The organism is Bacillus sp. 17RED48 (genome assembly GCF_019837545.1).
Lineage (GTDB): Bacteria > Bacillota > Bacilli > Bacillales > Bacillaceae_G > Bacillus_A > Bacillus_A wiedmannii.
On the sequence record NZ_JADAXG010000001.1, the window covers coordinates 63786 to 84915 of the forward strand.

27 protein-coding genes, 3 pseudogenes and 1 riboswitch are annotated in these 21130 nt (G+C 33.8%); of the genes and pseudogenes, 21 read left to right on the forward strand and 9 right to left on the reverse strand.

Annotated elements, in window-relative coordinates:
- Positions 1-15: 15 nt before the first annotated feature.
- The 5 genes from ILT06_RS00305 (at position 16) to ILT06_RS00325 (ending at position 4527) form a co-directional block, all read left to right on the forward strand.
- Positions 16-672 carry a YkyA family protein gene (locus tag ILT06_RS00305; RefSeq protein WP_064474463.1) on the forward strand — a complete coding sequence of 219 codons (657 nt, stop codon included), beginning with the start codon at positions 16-18 and terminating at the stop codon, positions 670-672.
- Between the two features lie 326 nt (positions 673-998).
- Positions 999-1448 carry an LPXTG cell wall anchor domain-containing protein gene (locus tag ILT06_RS00310; RefSeq protein ID WP_222654760.1) on the forward strand — a complete coding sequence of 150 codons (450 nt, stop codon included), beginning with the start codon at positions 999-1001 and terminating at the stop codon, positions 1446-1448.
- A gap of 32 nt (positions 1449-1480) precedes the next feature.
- Positions 1481-1816, forward strand: coding sequence for an ATP-binding protein (locus tag ILT06_RS33010; protein ID WP_002099385.1), 336 nt, complete (start codon positions 1481-1483; stop codon positions 1814-1816).
- A gap of 92 nt (positions 1817-1908) precedes the next feature.
- A complete protein-coding gene (locus tag ILT06_RS00320) occupies positions 1909-2670 on the forward strand; it encodes an ABC transporter ATP-binding protein (RefSeq protein ID WP_088047683.1) in 762 nt (253 codons plus the stop codon).
- A gap of 15 nt (positions 2671-2685) precedes the next feature.
- Positions 2686-4527 carry an FtsX-like permease family protein gene (locus tag ILT06_RS00325; RefSeq protein ID WP_064474466.1) on the forward strand — a complete coding sequence of 614 codons (1842 nt, stop codon included), beginning with the start codon at positions 2686-2688 and terminating at the stop codon, positions 4525-4527.
- A gap of 481 nt (positions 4528-5008) precedes the next feature.
- Here ILT06_RS00325 and ILT06_RS00330 read toward each other — a convergent pair whose 3' ends face one another.
- The 3 genes and pseudogenes from ILT06_RS00330 to ILT06_RS00340 all read right to left on the reverse strand — a co-directional run bounded on the left by ILT06_RS00330 (position 5009) and on the right by ILT06_RS00340 (position 6135).
- Complete coding sequence (locus ILT06_RS00330; RefSeq protein ID WP_064474467.1) at positions 5009-5188, reverse strand: cold-inducible protein YdjO-related protein; 180 nt, start codon at positions 5186-5188, stop codon at positions 5009-5011.
- A 229-nt stretch (positions 5189-5417) separates the two neighbouring features.
- Positions 5418-5603: pseudogene (locus ILT06_RS00335) on the reverse strand (Rpn family recombination-promoting nuclease/putative transposase); the annotation flags it as partial.
- Positions 5604-5676: 73 nt separating this feature from the next.
- On the reverse strand, positions 5677-6135 hold the full coding sequence (locus tag ILT06_RS00340) for a helix-turn-helix transcriptional regulator (protein ID WP_064474468.1): 459 nt from the start codon (positions 6133-6135) through the stop codon (positions 5677-5679).
- A gap of 217 nt (positions 6136-6352) precedes the next feature.
- Between ILT06_RS00340 and ILT06_RS00345 the strand changes: the two genes are divergently transcribed.
- The 3 genes from ILT06_RS00345 (at position 6353) to ILT06_RS00355 (ending at position 7219) form a co-directional block, all read left to right on the forward strand.
- Positions 6353-6700 (forward strand): YxeA family protein, encoded by a 348-nt coding sequence (locus tag ILT06_RS00345; RefSeq protein ID WP_064474469.1) that lies wholly within the window; start codon positions 6353-6355, stop codon positions 6698-6700.
- Positions 6701-6774: 74 nt separating this feature from the next.
- Positions 6775-6954 (forward strand): hypothetical protein, encoded by a 180-nt coding sequence (locus ILT06_RS00350; protein ID WP_000924667.1) that lies wholly within the window; start codon positions 6775-6777, stop codon positions 6952-6954.
- 43 nt (positions 6955-6997) lie between these two features.
- Entirely contained in the window at positions 6998-7219 is a 222-nt protein-coding gene (locus tag ILT06_RS00355; protein ID WP_098101804.1) for a hypothetical protein, read from the forward strand.
- A 16-nt stretch (positions 7220-7235) separates the two neighbouring features.
- Here ILT06_RS00355 and ILT06_RS00360 read toward each other — a convergent pair.
- A pseudogene (locus tag ILT06_RS00360) lies at positions 7236-7754 on the reverse strand (Rpn family recombination-promoting nuclease/putative transposase); the annotation flags it as partial.
- A gap of 107 nt (positions 7755-7861) precedes the next feature.
- Positions 7862-8146, reverse strand: a pseudogene (locus tag ILT06_RS00365) (Rpn family recombination-promoting nuclease/putative transposase); the annotation flags it as partial.
- A gap of 123 nt (positions 8147-8269) precedes the next feature.
- Here ILT06_RS00365 and ILT06_RS00370 point away from each other — a divergent pair.
- Positions 8270-8416, forward strand: a complete 147-nt coding sequence (locus ILT06_RS00370) for a DUF7003 family protein (protein ID WP_218923805.1) — start codon at positions 8270-8272, stop codon at positions 8414-8416.
- A 78-nt stretch (positions 8417-8494) separates the two neighbouring features.
- On the opposite strand, the gene ILT06_RS00375 is transcribed toward ILT06_RS00370, so the two are convergent.
- Positions 8495-9397 carry a diacylglycerol/lipid kinase family protein gene (locus ILT06_RS00375; protein WP_064474471.1) on the reverse strand — a complete coding sequence of 301 codons (903 nt, stop codon included), beginning with the start codon at positions 9395-9397 and terminating at the stop codon, positions 8495-8497.
- 83 nt (positions 9398-9480) lie between these two features.
- Positions 9481-10008, reverse strand: a complete 528-nt coding sequence (hpt, locus tag ILT06_RS00380; RefSeq protein WP_064469199.1) for a hypoxanthine phosphoribosyltransferase — start codon at positions 10006-10008, stop codon at positions 9481-9483.
- A 160-nt stretch (positions 10009-10168) separates the two neighbouring features.
- Here hpt and ILT06_RS00385 point away from each other — a divergent pair, with 160 nt between their 5' ends.
- The 6 genes from ILT06_RS00385 (at position 10169) to ILT06_RS00410 (ending at position 14767) form a co-directional block, all read left to right on the forward strand.
- Positions 10169-10384, forward strand: coding sequence for a hypothetical protein (locus ILT06_RS00385; RefSeq protein WP_098101765.1), 216 nt, complete (start codon positions 10169-10171; stop codon positions 10382-10384).
- Positions 10385-10567: 183 nt separating this feature from the next.
- On the forward strand, positions 10568-10900 hold the full coding sequence (locus tag ILT06_RS00390; RefSeq protein WP_000415592.1) for a hypothetical protein: 333 nt from the start codon (positions 10568-10570) through the stop codon (positions 10898-10900).
- A 177-nt stretch (positions 10901-11077) separates the two neighbouring features.
- Positions 11078-11479 (forward strand): LPXTG cell wall anchor domain-containing protein, encoded by a 402-nt coding sequence (locus tag ILT06_RS00395; RefSeq protein ID WP_064474472.1) that lies wholly within the window; start codon positions 11078-11080, stop codon positions 11477-11479.
- Positions 11480-11567: 88 nt separating this feature from the next.
- Entirely contained in the window at positions 11568-12188 is a 621-nt protein-coding gene (locus ILT06_RS00400; protein ID WP_064474473.1) for a class D sortase, read from the forward strand.
- 39 nt (positions 12189-12227) lie between these two features.
- On the forward strand, positions 12228-12917 hold the full coding sequence (locus ILT06_RS00405) for a response regulator transcription factor (protein WP_064474474.1): 690 nt from the start codon (positions 12228-12230) through the stop codon (positions 12915-12917).
- Positions 12914-14767: a sensor histidine kinase gene (locus ILT06_RS00410; RefSeq protein WP_222654761.1), complete on the forward strand. Its 1854-nt coding sequence runs from the start codon at positions 12914-12916 to the stop codon at positions 14765-14767. Before ILT06_RS00405 ends, ILT06_RS00410 begins: the two co-directional genes overlap by 4 nt.
- A gap of 208 nt (positions 14768-14975) precedes the next feature.
- Here ILT06_RS00410 and ILT06_RS00415 read toward each other — a convergent pair whose 3' ends face one another.
- On the reverse strand, positions 14976-15647 hold the full coding sequence (locus tag ILT06_RS00415) for an energy-coupled thiamine transporter ThiT (RefSeq protein ID WP_088047679.1): 672 nt from the start codon (positions 15645-15647) through the stop codon (positions 14976-14978).
- Positions 15648-15733: 86 nt separating this feature from the next.
- Positions 15734-15835: riboswitch (TPP riboswitch) on the reverse strand.
- A gap of 194 nt (positions 15836-16029) precedes the next feature.
- Between ILT06_RS00415 and ILT06_RS00420 the strand changes: the two genes are divergently transcribed.
- Genes ILT06_RS00420 through ILT06_RS00430 form a run of 3 tightly spaced genes read left to right on the forward strand, consistent with a single transcriptional unit; the run spans position 16030 to position 18426 of the window.
- Positions 16030-16257, forward strand: coding sequence for a FeoA family protein (locus ILT06_RS00420; RefSeq protein ID WP_064474476.1), 228 nt, complete (start codon positions 16030-16032; stop codon positions 16255-16257).
- Positions 16254-18242 carry a ferrous iron transport protein B gene (gene feoB, locus ILT06_RS00425; protein ID WP_064474477.1) on the forward strand — a complete coding sequence of 663 codons (1989 nt, stop codon included), beginning with the start codon at positions 16254-16256 and terminating at the stop codon, positions 18240-18242. Before ILT06_RS00420 ends, feoB begins: the two co-directional genes overlap by 4 nt.
- 16 nt (positions 18243-18258) lie before the next feature.
- Entirely contained in the window at positions 18259-18426 is a 168-nt protein-coding gene (locus tag ILT06_RS00430; RefSeq protein WP_000989597.1) for a FeoB-associated Cys-rich membrane protein, read from the forward strand.
- A gap of 38 nt (positions 18427-18464) precedes the next feature.
- Here ILT06_RS00430 and ILT06_RS00435 read toward each other — a convergent pair whose 3' ends face one another.
- On the reverse strand, positions 18465-19043 hold the full coding sequence (locus ILT06_RS00435; RefSeq protein WP_064474478.1) for a lipoprotein BA_5634 family protein: 579 nt from the start codon (positions 19041-19043) through the stop codon (positions 18465-18467).
- Positions 19044-19445: 402 nt separating this feature from the next.
- Here ILT06_RS00435 and ILT06_RS00440 point away from each other — a divergent pair, with 402 nt between their 5' ends.
- The 3 genes from ILT06_RS00440 to ILT06_RS00450 all read left to right on the forward strand — a co-directional run bounded on the left by ILT06_RS00440 (position 19446) and on the right by ILT06_RS00450 (position 21123).
- Positions 19446-20111 carry a PspA/IM30 family protein gene (locus tag ILT06_RS00440; RefSeq protein WP_000110287.1) on the forward strand — a complete coding sequence of 222 codons (666 nt, stop codon included), beginning with the start codon at positions 19446-19448 and terminating at the stop codon, positions 20109-20111.
- 79 nt (positions 20112-20190) lie between these two features.
- Complete coding sequence (locus tag ILT06_RS00445; RefSeq protein ID WP_000220323.1) at positions 20191-20595, forward strand: DUF350 domain-containing protein; 405 nt, start codon at positions 20191-20193, stop codon at positions 20593-20595.
- 21 nt (positions 20596-20616) lie between these two features.
- Positions 20617-21123, forward strand: a complete 507-nt coding sequence (locus ILT06_RS00450; protein WP_000051753.1) for a DUF4178 domain-containing protein — start codon at positions 20617-20619, stop codon at positions 21121-21123.
- The last annotated feature ends 7 nt before the right edge of the window (positions 21124-21130 follow it).

Here is a 21130-nt window from a genome sequence, read left to right on the forward strand (position 1 = left end):
TAGGAGGAATTGACATTGACTTATAAAGCGTTAACGATTACCGGAATTATATCTATAAGCTTATTGACAGGGTGTTTTGGCGCAAAGCCAGAAGCAGAATTGTACGTCGCATTTGAAAATGCAACGAAGCAAGAAAAGGCGGTTTCTGAAGATGTGAAAAAACTAGAGGGTTTAGAAAAACAAGGTCAAGAGTTATACAATCAAATTATAAATGATGGTAAAGATAGTAACCAAGCAATTATGCCGAAGATAGAGCAAGCTACAAAAAGCATGGACGAACGTGAAAAAGTATGGAACAAAGAAAAAGAAGCTTTTGAAAAAGCACAGGAAGAAATAAAATCAGTTCATAAAACTATAGATAAAATGGAAGATGCTGCTCTTCAAAAACAAGCAAAAAACATACAGGATATTTATAAAAAGCGTTATTCATCTTTTAATAAGATAAATGATTCGTATCAAAAATTAATGGGATTTGAAAGAGAAGTATATAAAAGCTTAGGCGAAAAAGAAACGAACTTAAAAAAGATTAGTGAAAAGATTAAAGGTGTAAATCAAATGAATGAGGACATTCAACGAGAAAAAGAGAAATTTAATGGATATACAAAAGAATATAACAAAGAGAAATTAGATTTTTATAAACAAGCGAAAATTAAAATTAAAGATGAGAAGTAAATACTTTATTCCTATATCATTTAATCTTATTTATTAAGTACAAAAGGAAAAAATCAAAAATAAAAGTTTGTTTCTTACTCAAAAATAGAATATAGAATTCAAGGGTCTCAAACTATTATAGTTTGGGGCTTTTTAATATTCTTAAGGGAAAAATCAAGAAATTCCTCTACTATTTTTCAAGGGAATACATCTATACATAGAGATTAATTACACTAATTGAATCTTTAAGTGAAATATATCGTATCTGCATCTTATATTTATATAGCTTGTTTATTCTATAAATACACCCAAGGTGGTGTTTAAAAAAGTATATAGGGAGAGAAAAAATGAAAAAGAAATTTTTACTAATTTGTGCAATAGCACTTTTATCAATAGGATACTCATCGGTAGCTAGTGCATCTACTGGAACAATGTCAAAGGAAGAAGTACAAGCGCAAGAACAGGCGTTAGAAAAAAAGGAAGCAGAATTTCAGGCTTGGCAAAAAGAGGCGTTAGAGAAGAAGAAAGCAGCAATGCAGGATCAAGAAAAAAAAGCATTAGAAAAAGCAGAAGTAGTGATTCAGGATCAACAAAAAGAAGCATTAGAAAAAAAGAAAGCAGCGATTCAAGCCCAACAAAAGAATGATGTAGAGAAAAAAGAAGTAGCGAAACAAGCTGTAAAAGGAGAAAAACTACCAAATACAGCATCAAATAGTGTAATAATGATGATACTAAGCGCGTGCCTTGTAGCATTAGGATCCGTATTTGGATTTACTCGTCGTAAGATTAAAGCATAAAATTTTGCATTAGCCTATAAAAAAATGGATGAATGAAAAGTGAGACTTGTAAATCGTATTGGATTTCCTTTTATATTGATTTGGTTATAGAGTATATATGTGAACAGCTATCATTAGATATAGAGAAAAAAATACATGTTTACAAACATGTATCTGCAATGCAAGTTGTTGCCAATCAAGATCTTATTGAAAAAGTAATTGTCAACTATATAACGAATGCAATCCGTTATACGCCAGCGAAAAAAGATGTTATTATTTCTACAATAAACAAACAAAAATTAAAGTGGAGAAATAAATACTTTATTTGTTACTCAAAAATAGAATATAGAATTCAAAAGCCCCAATCTACTATGATTTGGGGCTTTTAGATTCTTAAAGAAATGTTAAGAATATCCGCCGCTATTTATTAAGAAATTCTATCTATACTTAGAAATGGGTTAAGAAGTGTAGGAGGATATATATGAAAACATCAGTTGTAGAGGTAAAGAATGTACAAAAGGTATATGGTAAGAAAGAAGAGAGCCAATCACGTGTATTAAAGAATGTATCGTTCTCAATTCAAGAGGGTGAATTCGTTGGAATTATGGGACCATCAGGTTCAGGAAAAACAACATTATTGAATGTAATTTCTACATTAGATAAGGCAACAGGTGGAGTTGTTGAAATTGCTGGAATAGATATTACGAAAATGAAGCAAGAGGAATTATCTGATTTTCGCTCAGAGAAACTAGGATTTATCTTTCAAGATTTTAATTTACTTGAAAATTTATCAATATATGAAAACATTGCATTACCACTTTCTCTGCAAGGTGTTCACTCCAAAAGAATTGGATCAAAGGTGAAAAAGGTATCGGAAATGTTAGGGATATCAGAGATTCTTCAAAAATATCCGTCGGAAGTATCAGGTGGACAAAAACAACGTTCGGCAGCGGCTCGTGCACTTGTACATAAGCCAGCAATAATTTTAGGAGATGAGCCAACAGGAGCGCTTGATTCTAAAAATGCAAAAAGTTTATTAGAGGCGATGACCAAATTAAATGAAGAACAGGATGTTTCGATTATGATGGTTACACATGATCCATTTAGTGCGAGTTACTGCCGACGTATTTTATTCATTCAAGACGGAGAACTGTATAAAGAAATTTATCGCAGAGGTACGTGTGATGAATTCTATAAAGAAATTTTAGATGTGCTTGCCGATTTAGGCACACAAAAAGCATAGGAAAGCAGGTTCAACATGTTATTCAAACTTTCCATGTCAGGATTAAAAAGTAAACGAAAAGACTATATTGTCTTATTAGTGGGTCTTATTATGTCTATTTCAATTTTTTATATGTTTCAAACGTTAGCTTTAAATAAAACATTTATCGAAGGGAATTCCATGGATGGAATTTTTTCGGTTTTCCAAACAGGCTCATTTTTATTAGGATTTATTACATTATTTTATATTTTACACGCCAATTCATTTTTATTATCACTCCGGCAAAAAGAATTTGGTATGTATATGGTATTAGGGGCAAAAAAGCATAAAATTACATTGCTCATGTGTATTGAAACGATTGTATTAGGAATGGTGTCTCTTATAGTAGGTGTGGTATTCGGTATAATTTTGGCGCAAGGTGTTGGGTATTTACTGATGAAGGAGCTGGAGTTTACTGGAGTTGGTTATCATGCATTCTATGTACCATCAATCATTGTTACTTTCATCTTTTTCATTGCATTATTTATGTTGTCCGCAATTATGAATGGTATAAAACTAGTGCGTAATTCGCTATTACAGCTGGTTCACTCTAATGATAAAACAGCTGGTACTCCTACTAAAGGGAATTTAACGAATATAGTAGCACTTTTATCAATTGTTTTATTAGCAGTTGGTTATATTTCTATGATTTATATGAAAGAGTTAAAGGAATCAGGATTTATCATTGCTACAATTACAGTAACATTAGGAACTTACATGCTATTTACATCATTCCTTCCTATTATTATTAACAAACTAAAAGCGAATAAAAATTGTAGTGAAACAGGAATTAATGCGTTCACGCTTGCACAGTTAAGTTTTTCTATTAATAGTTTAACGAAAGTATTAGCGACAGTTGCTATGTTAGTGGCTCTCGGTGCGGGTGCTGTCTCTAGTGGTATGGCTTTAAAAAATAATGTTACAAACATTATTGAAACATTTGATTATTATGATGTGGAAATTAACAATCCGACAGTAGAAGAAAAGAAAATATTAAGTGGAATTACATTTAAAGAGAAAAACGAATATCGCTATAAAGTAGATGATCAGTTCATTTATTATTTGAAAGAAGATTTGGAAGCAAATCGTCTGTTAATACCGACTGGTGGAGAGGATGGAAAGCAATTTATATCTGTTTCTAAAGAGCTACCAGTTGGAGCTGTTTTAAGTCGTGGTCCAGAGAAAATCGAGAATGATATCCTCATTCCAGAAGAATGGAGATATGCGCTAAGAACTCTCCAAAAAACTTATGTATACCCTAATCAAAGTATAAAGATTGTAGATAAAAAGATGTACGATGAAATCCAAGGTGAAGAAAGAATTGTATTCTTTGGAAAAACAGAAGATTTCATGAAATATGAACAAAGATGGAAGCAAATTGACGAATTAGAAGTTATTAAATATAAAGAGGTAGAAAAAACAGAATTACGTAGTAAATATATGACATATAAATCATTGTACAGTACTTACAGTGGAACCGTATTTATGGGATTTTTCTTAGGGATAGCATTCTTAGCGATGTTGGCAAGCAGTTTAATGTTTAAGATTCTTTCTAGCACTTCAAAAGATATTATTCGCTATCAAATGCTTCGTAAAATTGGTGTACGTTATGAGTTATTAACTAAATCAATTTATAAAGAATTACTTTTCGTCTTCTTGTTCCCAGCGATAGTAGGTATAATGCACGTATTAGTTGGCATGAACATGTTTTCGTTCATAATCAATAATCCATATTTCCGTATTTGGCTTCCTATTATTATTTTCTTAGTCATTTACGTAGCTTATTATTTTATTACAGTTCAATTTTATAAAAAAATTGTTCTTCCGAAAGAAGTGTAGTATGTAAGCCTAGATATAAATCTAGTAAAAGGTTATATTAGATTGTTTTGAAAACAAAATGATTGTAGCAAATTGATTTAATGAATATAGGGGTATAAAATATGACATAAGATTTCCTAATATTTCACTTTTTTTGTAAGTGAGGATACACTATGTTATTGATTCTTAGCATCATTTTGATAGGAATTATGATCGGGATGAAAGTAGTAGTTTTTGGGATAGTAGAGAGACAAAGGTTTGTATATGTATTGTCCGAAGTGTAATGGGAGAATTGGAAAGGGGAATTCTGCTCCTTTTTATTCAAAATGTAATTTATTTTTTTAGTAAAGAATGATAGTTGGAATGAGTTTGAGATATTGCAAAAGCTTTGCGAGGATACGCAAAACTTTTGTATAGTTTATTTGCTTTCGATGCACATTGTAAATAAGGAGAAAGAGAATCCTCTATGTTTCAGTTTATAAAAGGTGAAGAAGAGAATTTATTATATCTTTTGTAATAAGCGTTCGCCGCTTTCCATATCGCTTTTGCATAACGGACATTTCGGTTCTGCGTCTAATGCAAAGTTTTTACGCATCCATCCACGGCAGTTTTCTTCTAGGCATTCCCATACAGCAATTGCTTCTGGTTCTACTACAGGTTTATCATTTTTTCTCCAATACATGTGATCGCTCCCTTAAATTGAAAAGTTTTTCAGAAAAACAAAAAAGGTTGTTAACGATTTTGTTAACAACCTTTTTTATATTAGTTCATTATACTTTATTTTTTGAAAAAATGCGAAGGTTAGTAATTGTTAAAGTATAGCAAAATAAGGATTATATAAGCTAAGGATTATAAATCATCGTTGAAAGCTTTAGTAATAATTCAATTTGATACAGTGTATACCGGCAACCTTCTCGGTGTTTTTCTACATCTTCTTCATGCCATTGTTTTGTTAACTTTGGAATTTCTATGTCATCACTTAGGCGTTTCTGCTGTTGTGTCTTCCATAGTATGCTCGTTGCATGGAAGCCTTTTTGTTTTGAAAACATTAGGAAGTTTAATAAATTTATCGGGCATAAACGGGTAATAGGGACCCCACTTCAAAATTTGGTTGAAGCGAAGTAGTTAGGTAGGAGTCGGACTATCTGTAAAAGCCCAATTAGTTGGACTTTATTGAGAGGTTTTTGCCATTTCCATAAAGCTTTGTTCAATTTCATCCAATTCGAATGAATGGCATATTCTACGATCCTCTTTATCTAAAATTCGATAATGTTGGGATAAAATATTTTGTTGAATGTGATAACCGTTTAATTCTTTTATTTGTCGCCACCACACTTTTCCACCTAAAGTCTTCGGAAAGTTCATATTGTAATGTGTAAAAGCGATTGTTTTTATAATTTCATTCACATCATCCCCGAATGTCATCTGGACTGTATTGCTCTGTTCGAAGAGTGTTACGACACAAACTGCACCTGACCATGTTAGCGTACGTCTCCCTTTTTCAATTTCTACTAATGTTTTCTTCGATAAACCAATAATTTCTGACATTTTATCTTGTGATAAATCATTTTCAACACGTATGAGTTTTAATTTCGAATTAACGAGTTCAATAAATTCTTGTTTATCCATAATGCATCTCCTTTTCTCTTATAGTGTAAAATTACACTGTGAGTGTAATTTTGTCAAAGGTAGTGCAAAAAAGTTATTTATTGCTGTTTTGATCTTTCTAATTACTATTTCAATTTTAGTTTAAGAAAATGTTAAGAAACCGTACTATTTTTTATTAAGAAATACGCTCTATACTTAGAAACATCTTAAAGAAAACATAATGAAAGGCCGAATATAGATGAAAAGATTTATTTTTGGATCATTACTTGTTATCGTCGCAGGAGCGGCATATTTATTAAATGGGAGTGCTGCGATTGATAGAATGAATCCATTTCTTGATATAGAGCACCATTATGCAATAATTGATAACGATGGTAAAGAATTAGATGGAAATAAAGGTCGTGAATATAAAGTGAAAGCTTATGATGAAAATGGTAAGGAAAAAGAAGTTACAATTGACGGAGTAGATGAATTACCGAAAGATTCATACTGGCATGTGCTTACGAGAGGTAAGTTCTTATATGATAAAGTGCAAGTAACGATAGATAAAATTCCTAATGGAGCGAAGATGAAGTTAGGATTATAAGTATAAAACCGATTCTCAATGTGGGAATCGGTTTTGTTGTTTTATGGTAAAGTTTAGTGAGGGGGGCGAGAGTGATGTTACTCATTGTTAGTCTTATTTTAATTGGATTTATGTGTAGTATGAGAATAGTATCTTTACATATGATAGAGCGAGAAAAGATAGAAGAGCGATATGTATATTGTCCAAAATGTGATGGGAAAATTAGGAGAGGCAATTCCGCTCCTTTTTGTTCGAAATGTAATTTAATATTTTAACTATAGGAAATCCGAAATCATTTTGTATGGTTTCGGATTTTTTATGTTGAAAATAGAAGAAATAAAGAGCGGAAAAAAGTTTGAACAAGGAATTGAGTATACGAATATTATTGAAGGATATCCCATTATTATGAAGTATTTCGTAGAGATAGATCGAGAAGTTTTGAGGGTGTTATTAGCTGATGAAAGAGGGATTCTTCCTACTATGCTAGAGTGTAATGAATGTTATAAGACTAAATTGGATGATATCGAGGAAAGTGGATAAAAAGAGCTTGAAACAACTCAAGCCCTTTTTTAAGCCCTCGTTTCATTCCTTGTTCCATTCCTCTTTTTATTCCTTCTGTCTCTGCGTGGGCGAATTTTGCTGCTTCATCCATTAAAACTTTCTCTCTTGCGTCATAGGATTGGCGGAAAGAGGAATCTTGACTCATACGTTCCCACTTGTTTATTGCTTTTTGTAAAATAGGGTCTTGGTTCATAGCAATATCCTCCAATGTTTTAGTTAAGTGTTCATCCTCATTTGCTGAAAGCAATAAAAGCCAACGAACAAATGGATCTTTCCACGGATTTACTTTTTCTTCATGCCATTGTTTTGTTAACTTTGGAATTTCTATAATGTGAATTTCTATGTCATCACTCAAGAGTTTCTGTTGTTGTGTATTCCATAATGTGCCCGTTGTATGAAATTCTTTGTGGTCTGAGAACATTATAAAGTTCAATAAATTAATGGTGATGGTTTTATGAAGCGAACTGTAAGGCATACCTTTTTGTAATTGAGATGTATATAATTTCCCCCACTGATTATTAGTTGAACCGATCGGACTTTTACGGGCAGTTGATTCCCTACCTAACTTCTTTGCTTCCGCTGAATTTTGAGGTGGGGGTCTTACTGCTCGTTAATGCGGGATAAACTACGTTTCATCATATCGTGATTATTATTGAGCTGTATTTCTACATTTACTTTTGTTCCTGTGTTTAATGTCGCTGAAATATCTAAAATAGATAACTTATCCTCTTCATATTCCCGATGTAAATGCGGATCTTCTAGTTGTAGAGAAGTAATGGGTGAATCTAAAGACTTTTGTAACATAGCGTTTAAAAATGCAATTAGAATATCTTCACTACCATTCGTACCAAACAATTGTTTAAATGCAAAATCAATGCGTAAATTAACTAATTGTTGGCTGAACACAGCTTTTCCTCTCCCTTGTGTCAGGTTCCTTCTTTCCTTCATTGTATCTAAAAAGAACTAGGGCATGCAAACAGGAAACTTTGCTATTTTTTTAGCAATATTATTAGAATGTCGCAAACAAATATGTCTATGTTATACTCTAGTGAAATTGAATTCTTCCAATCAGTAGCCGCTGCAATAGAGAAGAAAGATCCAAGTGTTATTGTGAATAAGGATTCTAATACGCACTGGAAAAATTGGGTGGAGTTTGATTACGAAAATTTATATTAAAAATTAAAGAGTAAATCAAAATGAATTGCTAATAAAAAGACGAGCCGAAGTGTTGGAACTTTAGCTCGTCTTTTTATATTATACAATCGCAGGATTATAAATCATCGTAAAGTGTCCTTGTAATAGTTCAATATGACAAGGTGTATGAAGCGAGCTTTCTCCATCTGTATCTACTTCTTTTTCTTCTTCGGTTTCAATATGAATGGATTTCGCTTTTACGTGGAAGATGTCATTTTCATTTGAGTCTTCAAATAGTTTCTTTCCGATATAATCTTTAAACGCTTGAATGCCTGTTGATTTTACAACGAAAATATCAAGTGTTCCGTCGTCGCACTTTACGTTCGGAATAAAGGACGGGATACCGCCAAGATATTCACCGTTTCCAACCATAACAAGGACGGCTTCGTCTTCATATACTTGTCCGTCGTACGTAATTTTTACGGGGAATGTTTCAGCATTTTTGACAGTTCGAATGGTGCTTAAATAGTAACCAATTTTCCCAAGCTTTGCTTTCTCTTCCGCATCGATATTGTTTGATACTTCAGAGACAAGTCCAATGCCCCAGAAGTTTAAGAAGTGTAGGTCATTTGCTTTTGCGACGTCAACTGGTTTTACATGTCCTTGTGTAATAAGTTTTGCTGCTTCTGCGATGTTTTGCGGAACGCCAAGTGTGCGAGAGAAGTCGTTGCAAGTTCCGCCTGGAATGATGGCAAGTGTAGGTCTAGTTTCAAGAGGTGCTAAGCCATTTGTGCATTCAAATACAGTGCCGTCACCACCAAAGACGATAATTAAATCTACTTTACTAGCAAACTCTTGGCAATATTTTGTTGCATCACCTTGCTTTTTCGTATGAAGGATATGTAAGTCAGGAAAAGCTGCCGCAAGAGGTGGTACAATTTTCGTTAAGTTCGTATGTAAATCGCCTTGCCCTGCTTTTGGATTTACGATGAGGAGTACTTTTTCAAATTTTGTCTTTGTCATTTTTATTCTCTCCCTTTGTCTTTTACGAATCGTGATAGAAAATAAACTTCCACCAGTAATTGATGGAAGTTTATTCTATTATATTATTCCGTTACAACTGAAGCGATAAATGGTAAGTTACGATATTTTTCTGCGCAGTCGATACCGTATCCAACGATAAATTCGTCTGGAATTTGGAAGCCAACATATTCAGCTTTTAAGTCCACTTTACGACGCTCAGGTTTATCAAGTAACGTACAGAATTTTAATGCTTTCGGTTTATGCATAAAGAAGTGATCTTTTAAGAAGTGAAGTGTTAAACCAGAATCGATAATGTCTTCTACGACAATTACGTTTTTTCCAGTAATGTTTACATCGATATCTTTTAATAGTTTTACTTTTCCAGTTGTTTCTGTTTGATTTCCGTAGCTAGATGCAGAAATAAAGTCAATTGTTACATCATTTTTAATGTGACGAATTAAATCGGCAGCGAATACGAAAGATCCTTTTAATACAGCGATTACTATGATTTCTTCTCCTTCAAAGTCACGTTCGATTTGAAGTGCTAGTTCTTTTACTTTTTCTTGTAATTTTTCTTCAGAAATTAAAGTGTCTTTTATTTCAATATTCATTGGAGTCCTCCTACAGTGTAAAACTTGTGAACATTTCGACTGTAAAGGAAAGAAAGGGAAAAGTCAAAGAAGATATAAGTTTTTTACAGAAATCTCCACAAAATAATCAGATGATATGATATACTAATCACATAAAGAAAACGCTTCCAAAAGGGTGATTATGATGAGAAAGAAAGAGTATACAAGTGCAACATTTATAAAAGCATTGTTTTTAACAATTGTTCTTGGCAGTTTGGCTTACATAATTGATGTACCAGCGATTCGGATTTCACTAATTGGAATGGCTTTAGTATTAGGCGCAATTTCCCACGGTATGATGTCACAGCTGCAAGAAGCTGGAGTCGATCATATGAAAGATCATATAGATGAGAAATGAGAAACCTTCACGTATAGAGAGTGAAGGTTTTTTGTTTCTTACAAAAATGTAAGGTAGTTGTAAGGCAAATCGATAGTTGCATAGTAGTGTTTTGGATAAACTATAGGTGTAAGGTAAAAGGCAAGCATATTTTAGGTAAATTAAGTTTTAGGCACTCTATATGTGAAAAAGGAGTAGGAGGGCATGGAGAAACGTTGGACGACCTTTTCTTTTTTAGCAACTAGCAACACCGTAATGCTAGCTGGCGAAATGGATTTTTTGCACTTGTTTGATCGAGAAGACGATCATTCTTCTTCTAAATTTACAATGAAATGGAATAAATGGAGCGAGAGTTGTAGGTTTGAAGAAGAGGCCCCTAATGAAGAGCAAAAGATTATTTTGACAAACCCTATTAAAGCGTGGGTTGTTCAACGTCGTAAGTGTAACGTCAAAAATCACTTAAAGAAAACTGAGCCGAGACAATTAGTTATCGCTCCGGCCCATTCTACTTCTAAATCACGCGAAAGTAACATGTAAATATTGAGACACACACCCGAAAAAACATCGTATATATTGCGATGTTTTTTTATTTTTCTACAATGAAATCTTTAAATGAAATATATTTCATCTGCATTTTATATTTATATCTCTTGCTTATGCTAGTGATACATCCGATGCGAAGTGATGTAAAACGTATAAAAGGAGAGAAATAAAATGAAAAAGAAACTATTACCAATTTGTGCAATGGCACTTTTAACAGTGGGATATTCTTCAGTAGCAAGCGCAGATACTGGAACAGTAACAAAGGAAGAAGCGGCGCAACTGCAGCAAGATAAAGCGAAAAAAGAAGCAGCGATTAAGGAACAGCAAAAGAGTGAAGAAGAGAAAAAGAGAATAGCGCAAGAACAGTTAAAAAATGATATGGCAAAAAAAGAAGCGGCACAAGTACAACAAAAAAATGGTGCGGTAAAAAAAGAAGTAGCGAAGCCAGCTGTACAAGGTGAAAAATTACCAAACACAGCATCCAATAATGTAGCAATGATGGCATTAAGCGCATGTCTTGTAGGGATAGGGACATTATTTGGTTTGAATCGTCGCAATAAAGTTAAGGCGTAAATAAAATATTGTCCTATAAAGAATGGAATAATTTCATATATTAAAAATGGTAGGTTATTCCTACCATTTTTGACATGGAGGGATGAACATGAAGTTACTCAATTATATCGGTATCATATTGATGGCCATAGGGCTATTCACGGGAGCATATTACGCTATGGAATGGTATAAAGGAAAAAGCTCTGCTCAACAATTGACGAAAGAAGAAATAAAGAGTCTTAACAATATACAACATAATAAACTTTCTCATGAAACAGCTGTGACTTCCCAAGTGCCTTCTTCTCAAACAGAACATAAAGAAGGAGAAAAGGTAGCACTGTTACATATACCGAAAATAAAGAAGAAGTTTTCTATATACTGGGGAGCGGATGATGCAACGTTGAAGAAAGGAGTTGGAATGTTCGTTAGTGATTTAACGACAACGCCATCTGGAGGGGGACATACTGTACTGAGTGGACACCGGGATACTGTATTTACAGATTTAGGAGAGTTAAAAGAAAAAGACACTCTTGTTTTAGAGTATGATAATAAAACTTACACATACGAAATTCAAAAGATATGGATTACCCATGCGGATGATCGTACTGTTATTATAAAAAAAGAAGAACCGATATTAACACTAACGACTTGCTATCCATTTGATTATATAGGTGATGCACCAGATAGATATATTATCGAGGCGAAGTTAACGGCTAGTTATTCAGAATGAAGTGATAGTTTCTGAAAACGGAAGGGGGATACATAAGTTATGTCAAAAAACATTTTAATTGTGGAAGATGAAGATATTTTGCGTGAAATATTAAAAGATTATTTTTTGAGCGAGCAATATGTAGTGTTTGAAGCAAGAGATGGGAAAGAAGCTTTAGTTGTATTTGAGGAAGAAGAGGTTGATTTAGTTATTTTAGATATTATGTTGCCAGAACTCGATGGATGGTCTGTTTGCCGAAGAATTAGGAAGACGTCTGAGGTGCCTATTATTATGCTGACGGCGCGCGTAGATGAAGACGATACGTTACTTGGTTTTGAACTTGGGGCAGATGACTATGTGACGAAGCCGTATAGTCCACCCATTCTATTAGCAAGAGCGAAACGATTATTAGAAAGTAGAAAAGCATCGAAGAAACCTTTAGAGAACGAAGATGATACTTTATCGATTCATGGCATCCACGTCCATTTTCCGTCACGTACTGTTACTGTTGATGAGGCAGATGTTAGTTTAACGCATACGGAGTTTGAAATATTAGTGTATTTCATGAAAAACCAAGGAATTGTACTAACAAGGGAACAATTAATTTCAAGAATTTGGGGATATGAATTTGCTGGTGATGATCGAACGGTTAATAGTCATATTCGTAATTTAAGAAATAAATTAGGAGAGAAAGCAAAGTGCATTACAACTGTAGTACGAACAGGTTATAAATTTGAGGGAAATGTATGAGAAAAGGGATTGTACTAAAATTATTTACCCTCACAACAGCATTATGCATGTTAATTTTAGTGACGATATTTATTGGACAAACGATATTTTTTAAACAATATTATGCGAATCGAAAAGTAGAAGATATTAAAGTGAATTTAAATACTTTTGAGAAGAATTATTTGAATTATGCAGGAAGTGCAGAAGGAATTCAGAAGCTGGAGCAAGATTTTTTAAGAGAAAATAATACGTGGATTACAACGTTAGATCAGAATGGGAATTTAAAACATGCGGATGATTTTTATTTTGAAGTAACAATAAATCGTATGCAACAAAAGAGCTTTGGACAACAAATATTCAAGATTCCCTTAGGTAATCTCGTCAATATAGAGGAGATTGATAATAAATCATCAGAGCAGTTTTTAGGACAAGAAATTTATTTTTCTGGAGTGAGAAAAGAAGATAGTTTTATTCCATTCTCTTTTTCTTTATCTAAGCAGAATTTAAGCGGATCTAATAAACCGTTAGAAAAAGCATTTAATGAGAAAATGAGTAAATTATATGAGGAGAAAAAGAAAGCAGTCGGGGAACAAGTTGTTAAGGAGAAGAGGCCGGCCGTTCAGGAGCAAGCTGCCCAAGAACCAGATTTTTACATAGGAGGACGTGTTACAAAAGTACAGTTACCAGATGTAAACGGTCCTGTGAATCCAATTTATAAAAATAGCATATTTTTAGATAATATTAAGGTTTTTCAAACTGATTTATTATTAAAAGAGAACAAACACATACAATATACAACACAAACAATGGACGATGAAAAGAATGATATAAAATATAAATTATTAATTAAGCCAATAAAAGAAAAAGACGGATCAGTAACATATATTTATGCAATGGCTTCTTTACAGCCTGTAGATGAAGCAGTACAAATGGTGCAAGATTACTACATTTACATCATTGCATTTGTAGTCGTTCTCATTTTTCTAGCTTCGTTTTATTATTCAAAACAAATTGCAAAGCCGTTATTAAAAATAAATGATACGACGAAGAAAATAGCACACTTAGATTTCACAGAACAAATACCGATTACTTCAAAAGATGAAATTGGTGATTTATCGAAAAATATTAATGTATTATCTAATAAGCTCCATTCGCATATTGGACAGCTAGAACAAGATATTGAAAAGGAAAGAAAGTTAGAAAATACGCGGAAAGAATTTATTTCTGGTGTGTCGCATGAATTGAAAACACCGCTGAGTATTATGAAAAGCTGTATTTCTATTTTAAAAGATGGAGTAGCTGAACATAAAAAAGAGTACTATTTTCAGGCGATGGAACGAGAAGTAGATAAAATGGATACTTTAATTTTGGATATGCTTGAGTTAGCTAAATTTGAGTCAGGTACATATAAAATGAAAAAGGGTTTATTTTATATTGATTCAGTAATTGAAGATATATGTGAATACCTTTCTGTGGACATAGAGAAAAAAAAACTTCGTGTGCATAAAAATATATGTTCAGTTGAAGTGATGGCAAATCAAAGTCGGATTGAACAAGTCATCGTAAACTTCATTACGAATGCCATACGTTATACACCAAATAAAGAGGATATTATGATTTCCACAATAGATGAGCAGGATCGTATAAAAGTGTGTATTGAAAATAAAGGTACTCACATTGAAGAAGAACAATTAGATAAAATTTGGGACCGTTTTTATCGCGTGGATGCAGCTCGTCAGCGTTCACAAGGTGGAACGGGTCTTGGGCTAGCTATTTCTAAAAATATTTTAGAACTACACGATGCTGAATATGGGGTAAAGAATACAGAAGACGGTGTATTATTTTACTTCTACTTACCAAAAAAAGCGTAGATGGTACATGCTACGCTTTTTTTAATTTATTTTCATATTATCTTTACCTAATCTTTATTTTTAAACAGTATACTTTGGATAGAAAATGAGGTTATGTAAGGAGTCGATGAACCGTGCATAGCAAGTGGCTAAGTATAATGGTATTTATTTTCTTTTGTGCATTTATTGTATTTTTAATTGATATTACGATATGAAAAAAGAGCGCTCATTAAGCGCTCTTTTTGTTTGAATTTATTTGATAAGCATTGATGCTCTTGAATAAGCGTGGTGAAGTAAGAAATAAAAAGATAAGTAAAACGGTACATAAAATATAGGAACCAATCATTGTGCTACCATTTACGATTAATGAATATAGAACAGCTGATTGACCTTTCGGTGCATATTGTCCCCAAAAAATAATACCGGCGATAAAGTGACAGAAGTAGCGAGCAAAGCTACCAACAAATGTAGCAAGAATAATGTAACCAATAACTTTCTTTCCTGCGTTTTGTTTTGAAGAAGGTTTTTCTTTACGGCTACCTAAACTGGATTGTTCTGCGTTATTTTCATTAGAAGTTAAAAGTGCCTTTTGAATTGGACGATAGAATAAACCAGCAAATCCAATGAATGCGAAAGCAACGAAGTATTCAATTAGTACTTGAATTGGTGTGACAATAATGGCATCGCCTACGACAATTTGTAATAATCCCCAAATTAAGCCTCCTAAGAAAGCCATTTTGAAGCCCCAGCGGTATGCGATAATAAAAATAGGAATCATAGCGAATGAAATGGAACCACCTGTTGAAAGTTTGATTGATAATAATGGAAAAATGTCGATGACCAAGGCGAAGGCTGCAAGAATAGCAGATTCGATCATCGCTTGTAAATTGGTGTTACGCATGTTGTCTCCCCCTAAATCCAAGTTGTACAAAAAAGAATAGATATCATAGGAGGATACGAAATACGTAAATAAAAAAGAGGTATGTATTTCGGACGTTTGCACAATCCCTGCGTTAGCATTAACTAACAGGTTCGAAGGGTCGGAACGAAGTGTTCCCTCTCAGCGGCATGGCTCCCCCAGTGATAACGAGATTCTTTATTTGCTATTGTTTATTGTAAGCGAAATGGATGAGAATGGCAAATGAATGTAGTATGACAATTATTGAAATAGAATTGTAGTGAAATGTTAATAAATATGAAGCAAAAGGGTATAGTACAAGAGAAATAGAGTGTGCTATAATTTTTCTGAAAATAATTATCATTCTCTTTTGAGGGGGAAGGTTATGAGCTTAGTAGATATTAAAATCGGTGAGAAAGTGCTAGTAAAAAGTGTTCAGTCTTTAAATCATTTACTAAAGAGAAGATTGGCTGCTTTCGGTCTTTCTGAAGGAAGTGAACTTCGCATGAAGCAAAAGACGATGTTCAAAGGTCCTTGTACATTGGAGTGTCGTGGACAGTTAATTAGTATTCGTCATTGTGACGCGAAAATGATAAAGGTGGAATTAGCGTGAATAAGGTAGCTTTGCTAGGGAATCCAAATACAGGGAAGACATCATTATTTAATGCACTTACTGGTTCTTATGAGTATGTAGGAAACTGGAGCGGTGTAACAGTAGAAAAGAAGGTTGGTAAATTAAAAGATAAGCAAGGAACATTAATTGATTTACCGGGTGTTTATGATTTGAATCCAGTTTCGCGTGATGAAGGTGTCGTTACGAATTTTCTACTAACAGACGAATTTCATCATATGTTAAATATAGTGGATTCTTCGCAATTCGAGAGAAATATGCATTTAACGTTGCAATTACTTGAATTTGGAAAGCCGGTTTCGATTGGATTAAATATGGTCGATGTGGCAAAGCAACGAGGCATTGTAATTGATGTAAAACGATTATCAGAACTATTAGGTGTAACAGTCGTTCCTGTCGTTGCAAGAAGTGGAAAAGGCTGTGAAGAACTACTTGCGACTCTTAAAGAAAATGACAAAAACGAGAAAAAACCATTCATTATTTCATATGGTGTACAAATGGATGAAGGTATTGGAGAGGTAATAGCTCTTTTAGAGACAGCGAATTATAAGCACCCAAGGTGGTTAGCTCTTCAATTTTTAAGCAATAACGAAGTAGTAGAAAAAGAAATGAAAGCATTACCAATTTATAAGGAACTTGTAGCCATTCGATCTCGCTTAGAAGGAAAACTTGATTGTACGTTGGAAGAGCACATTTACAAAACTCGTGAAGCGTATATTGAAAAGTTAAAAACAAATGTTATGAAGCATGAGAAAGAAGGAAAAATTCCTTTTTCGGAAAAAATTGATAGACTAATTACGCATAAAATTTTAGGACTTCCAATCTTTTTAGCAGTTATGTTTTTTATTTTTCAGGTTACGTTTACGTGGATTGGTACACCTTTATCCGATATGTTAGATGGCTTTTTTGGTGGACAGCTTACGGATTGGGTGACGGCTGGGCTCACAAGTGTTGGGGCTTCTGATTTTATTCAAGCACTCGTTACAGAAGGTATTATTGCTGGTGTTGGTGCGGTATTAGTATTCGTTCCACAAATCTTTGCACTATTCTTTTTCATTTCATTATTAGAAGACTCAGGATATATGGCGCGAATTGCAGTTGTTATGGATCGAATTATGGAGTTCTTCGGTTTAAACGGAAAAGCATTCATTCCGATGATTATCGGTTTTGGATGTAATGTTCCAGGTATTATGGCAGCGAGAACGATTGAACAAGAAAAAGAACGTTTACTTACAGTTCTTGTAACACCATTTATGTCTTGTTCAGCGCGTTTACCTGTATATGCATTATTTGCGGGAGTATTCTTCCCTCATAGTCAGGCAACTGTTGTGTTTTCTTTATATGTTGCAGGTATTGTTCTTGCATTACTCGTTACAAAAATCATGTCACTTACTATTTTAAAAGCAGAAAAATCTATTTTCGTCATCGAACTCCCTCCTTACCGCGTGCCACAAGCGAAAACGTTATGGTTAAGCACGTGGGAGAAAGGGAAAGGATTTGTTCGTAAAGCAGGTACATTCATCTTCGGTGGTTCTGTTGTCATTTGGTTATTAAACTATGCAGGTCCATCAGGATTTGGTGTTGATATGGGAGACAGTTACTTAGCGATGATTGGTGGGTTTATCGCACCACTATTTGCACCGCTCGGCTTTGGAACATGGCAAGCGGCAGCATCTCTTTTAACAGGATTTTTAGCGAAAGAAGTTGTCGTTTCTACAATGGCAATTATTTATGCGGTGAAAGAAGATGTGCTAGGAAATGTTATGGGAGCACATTATACTGCGTTATCAGCATATGCATTTATGTTCTTTATTTTATTATATGTTCCATGTTTAGCGACAGTAGCCGTTATTAAACGTGAAACAGGGTCAACGAAGTGGACGATTTTCTCTGTCGTGTATCCGCTCGTCGTTGCTTATGTATTAACGCTCATTATATACCAAGTTGGATCCTTACTCGGATTCTAGAAGGAGATGTATTAGAGTGATGGTCAATATTATAATTGGAGCTATCATTTTTGGTTATGCAGCATACACGTTAGTTAATTTTGTAAAGAGAAGTAAAAAGGGAAAATGCGCAGCATGTTCTTTAAATAAGTCATGTCAGTCGCAAACTTGTAGTCCGGATATGGAGCAAATTGCTCACAAATAACAAAAAAAGCTTTGCGAATTTCGCAAAGCTTTTTTTTGTTATTTTTTAATTTTTACAAGTTGAGAAGCTTCTACTCCATTTGCTCCAGGTAGCTCTTTGCTTGGGTCTTTATCAAATTTCAAAATACCTACAGATTTTTCTTCACCTTTTACATTTACATATGTTGCATCATCAACGATAGCAAACATATCTGCATAAGAACGGCCATCACCGATAATTGTGTTGCCTTCATATTTTAATTTTGCTCCATCAAGCGTAGCATTTTCTACTTTCTCTTTTGCAAACAGCACGCCTTCTTCTTCTGTTACAGCTGGTAATTTATCGATTGCCTTTGTATCATCATTTTTATCAACTTTTTTAAGTAGTTCTTTCTTAACAAGTTCATCACCAGTTTTCTTATCCATTACAAGTACTTTTTTACCCTCTAATGTTGCCATTTTCATTTTATAAAAGTCTTTTTCTTTTACTTCTTTCTTATTTTGATCTGTAATTTTTTGAACTTGCTCTTCTGATCCGTATAATACTAATCCGTTCGCTTTTTCTCCTAATAAAGAACAACCTGATAATGCTCCAAGTGAAATTGCTGCTGCTAATCCGATTCCTACTAATTTTTTCATGATGATTTCTCCTTTTATATGTTTTATAGTAAATACATTTTTGTATTAGTTCTGAAATGATGAGAAGCTTGTTCGTTGCTGCTGGTATTAGTGTATAAGAAATATTGCAACGTAACTATCGAGTTAGCTTACAGTAAAATTACAATAATGTAATTTAGTGAAAGTGTATAAAAATAAGTCAATTCTGAAGAGGGTTAATGAGAATATATTAGGAATACAATGTTTTATCTAGAATGTCATATTATATTGGCTGTATTTTGGAAATAACATGTAAGGACATATTAGTTTTGTTATAATAAACACATAGGCTGTAAAAATGAATATTCTTTACTGTTAAGGGAGATTTTTCAGTTTTCCAAGTAGTGAATTTGAAATATGAGGTAAGTCATAGGAGGAATTAGAATGTCTGTATTTAAACGATTACGAGATTTAACAATGTCGAATGTATATTCATTAATTGAAAAAGCGGAAGATCCAGTTAAGATGACGGATCAATATTTACGCGATATGCAAGCGGATGTACAAGAAGCTGAGAAAAGTGTAGCAGCTCAAATTGCACTTGAGAAGAAATTCAAAATATTATTTGAAGAGCAAGAAGCACTTGTGAAAAAACGTGAAGAGCAAGCTCATATGGCTGTTCAAGCAAGCAATCTTGACCTTGCGCGTCGTGCTCTTGAAGAAAAACAAAATGCAGAGCAAAAGATGAATGAATATAAAGCAAGCTATGAGCAAAATAAAGCTGCTGCTGATAATCTTCGCCTGAAGCTAGAAGAAATGCGTAAGCAATTAACAGAGCTGAAAAATAAACGTGAAACACTTGTAGCACGTGTAAATGCGGCGAAAGCACAAAAGAATATTAATCAGGCGATGTCTGGATTTGATTCAAACTCAGCAAAAGCTGGTTTAAGCCGTATGGAAGAGAAAGCTCTTCAATTAGAGGCTGAAGCAGAAGCAAGTGGCGAAGTTTATAAAAAAGAAAAGTCACTAGATGATGAATTCGCAAGCTTAAATAAAAATTCTGCTGTTGACGATGAATTAGCTCGTATTATGAAGCAGTATGAGAAATAATATAGAATAGACAAAGAAACCGACATGTCTGAAGAGAATTCATGTCGGTTTTCTATTACTTTTTAGAGGAGGTTTTGCAATGACATGGACAAATGTGTTAGCCATGCTTGTATGGACTGGAGCAAGTGCAGTACTTTTATTTGCAATTATGTGGGTTGATTCAATTTTTACTAAATACAATGATTTAAAAGAAATAAAGAATGGGAATACAGCTGTAACAACTCGTTTCGTTATGAAATTATTCGCGCAAGGGTACATTTTATCTCAATCCATAACGAAAGCAAACGACTTATGGCAAGCACTACTTGCATCAGCAGTTTCTTTCGTTATTTTATTAGTAGTAGAAATGTTTATTGAATTTGTGTTAAAGAAAATGTCTGGTTTAGATTTAGAAGAAGGTACGAAAGAAGGCAGTGTTGCACATGCGATGTTGGCCGGATCATTACATATCGTTGGTGCACTTATTTTAGGTGCTTGTTTATAAAGAGAGAAGGAGGGGTAAATCATGAGTTTATTTAAACGAATTAAAAATATAATGAAGAGCCCAGAGCCGCCGAAACCAGAGAAAAGTTTGTTAACGTTAGCTCCTGGCGATATGATTGAAGTTTCATTAGTCATGTACGAATTAACTGGGAAAACGAGTATGCATTCTCGTAAAGAAATTGTTTTAACACTGCAAGATGGGAAAGATATTCGTTATTTAAAAATTGAAGATCGTGAAAATACGTATTACAAATTATATACACCAATCGATGGTCGTTTAGATTCAATTGATGAAGTTCCGACGACAATTGAAATGGATGATACAGAGTACCATATGGAAGAGCAATATAACGGACGTGTTGTTGTGATGGGGAAAACACCATTCTCTGCTTCAGAGGAACAGTACGTATGGGAATTCCAATCAGATAACCGAAAATTATTACGTATTGAATGGCAAAATGGTCGCACAATGATGTATGAGGGAGAAGCAATTATTCCTGCTGATGTACAAATTATAAGAGCAACGTAAGGGGGCG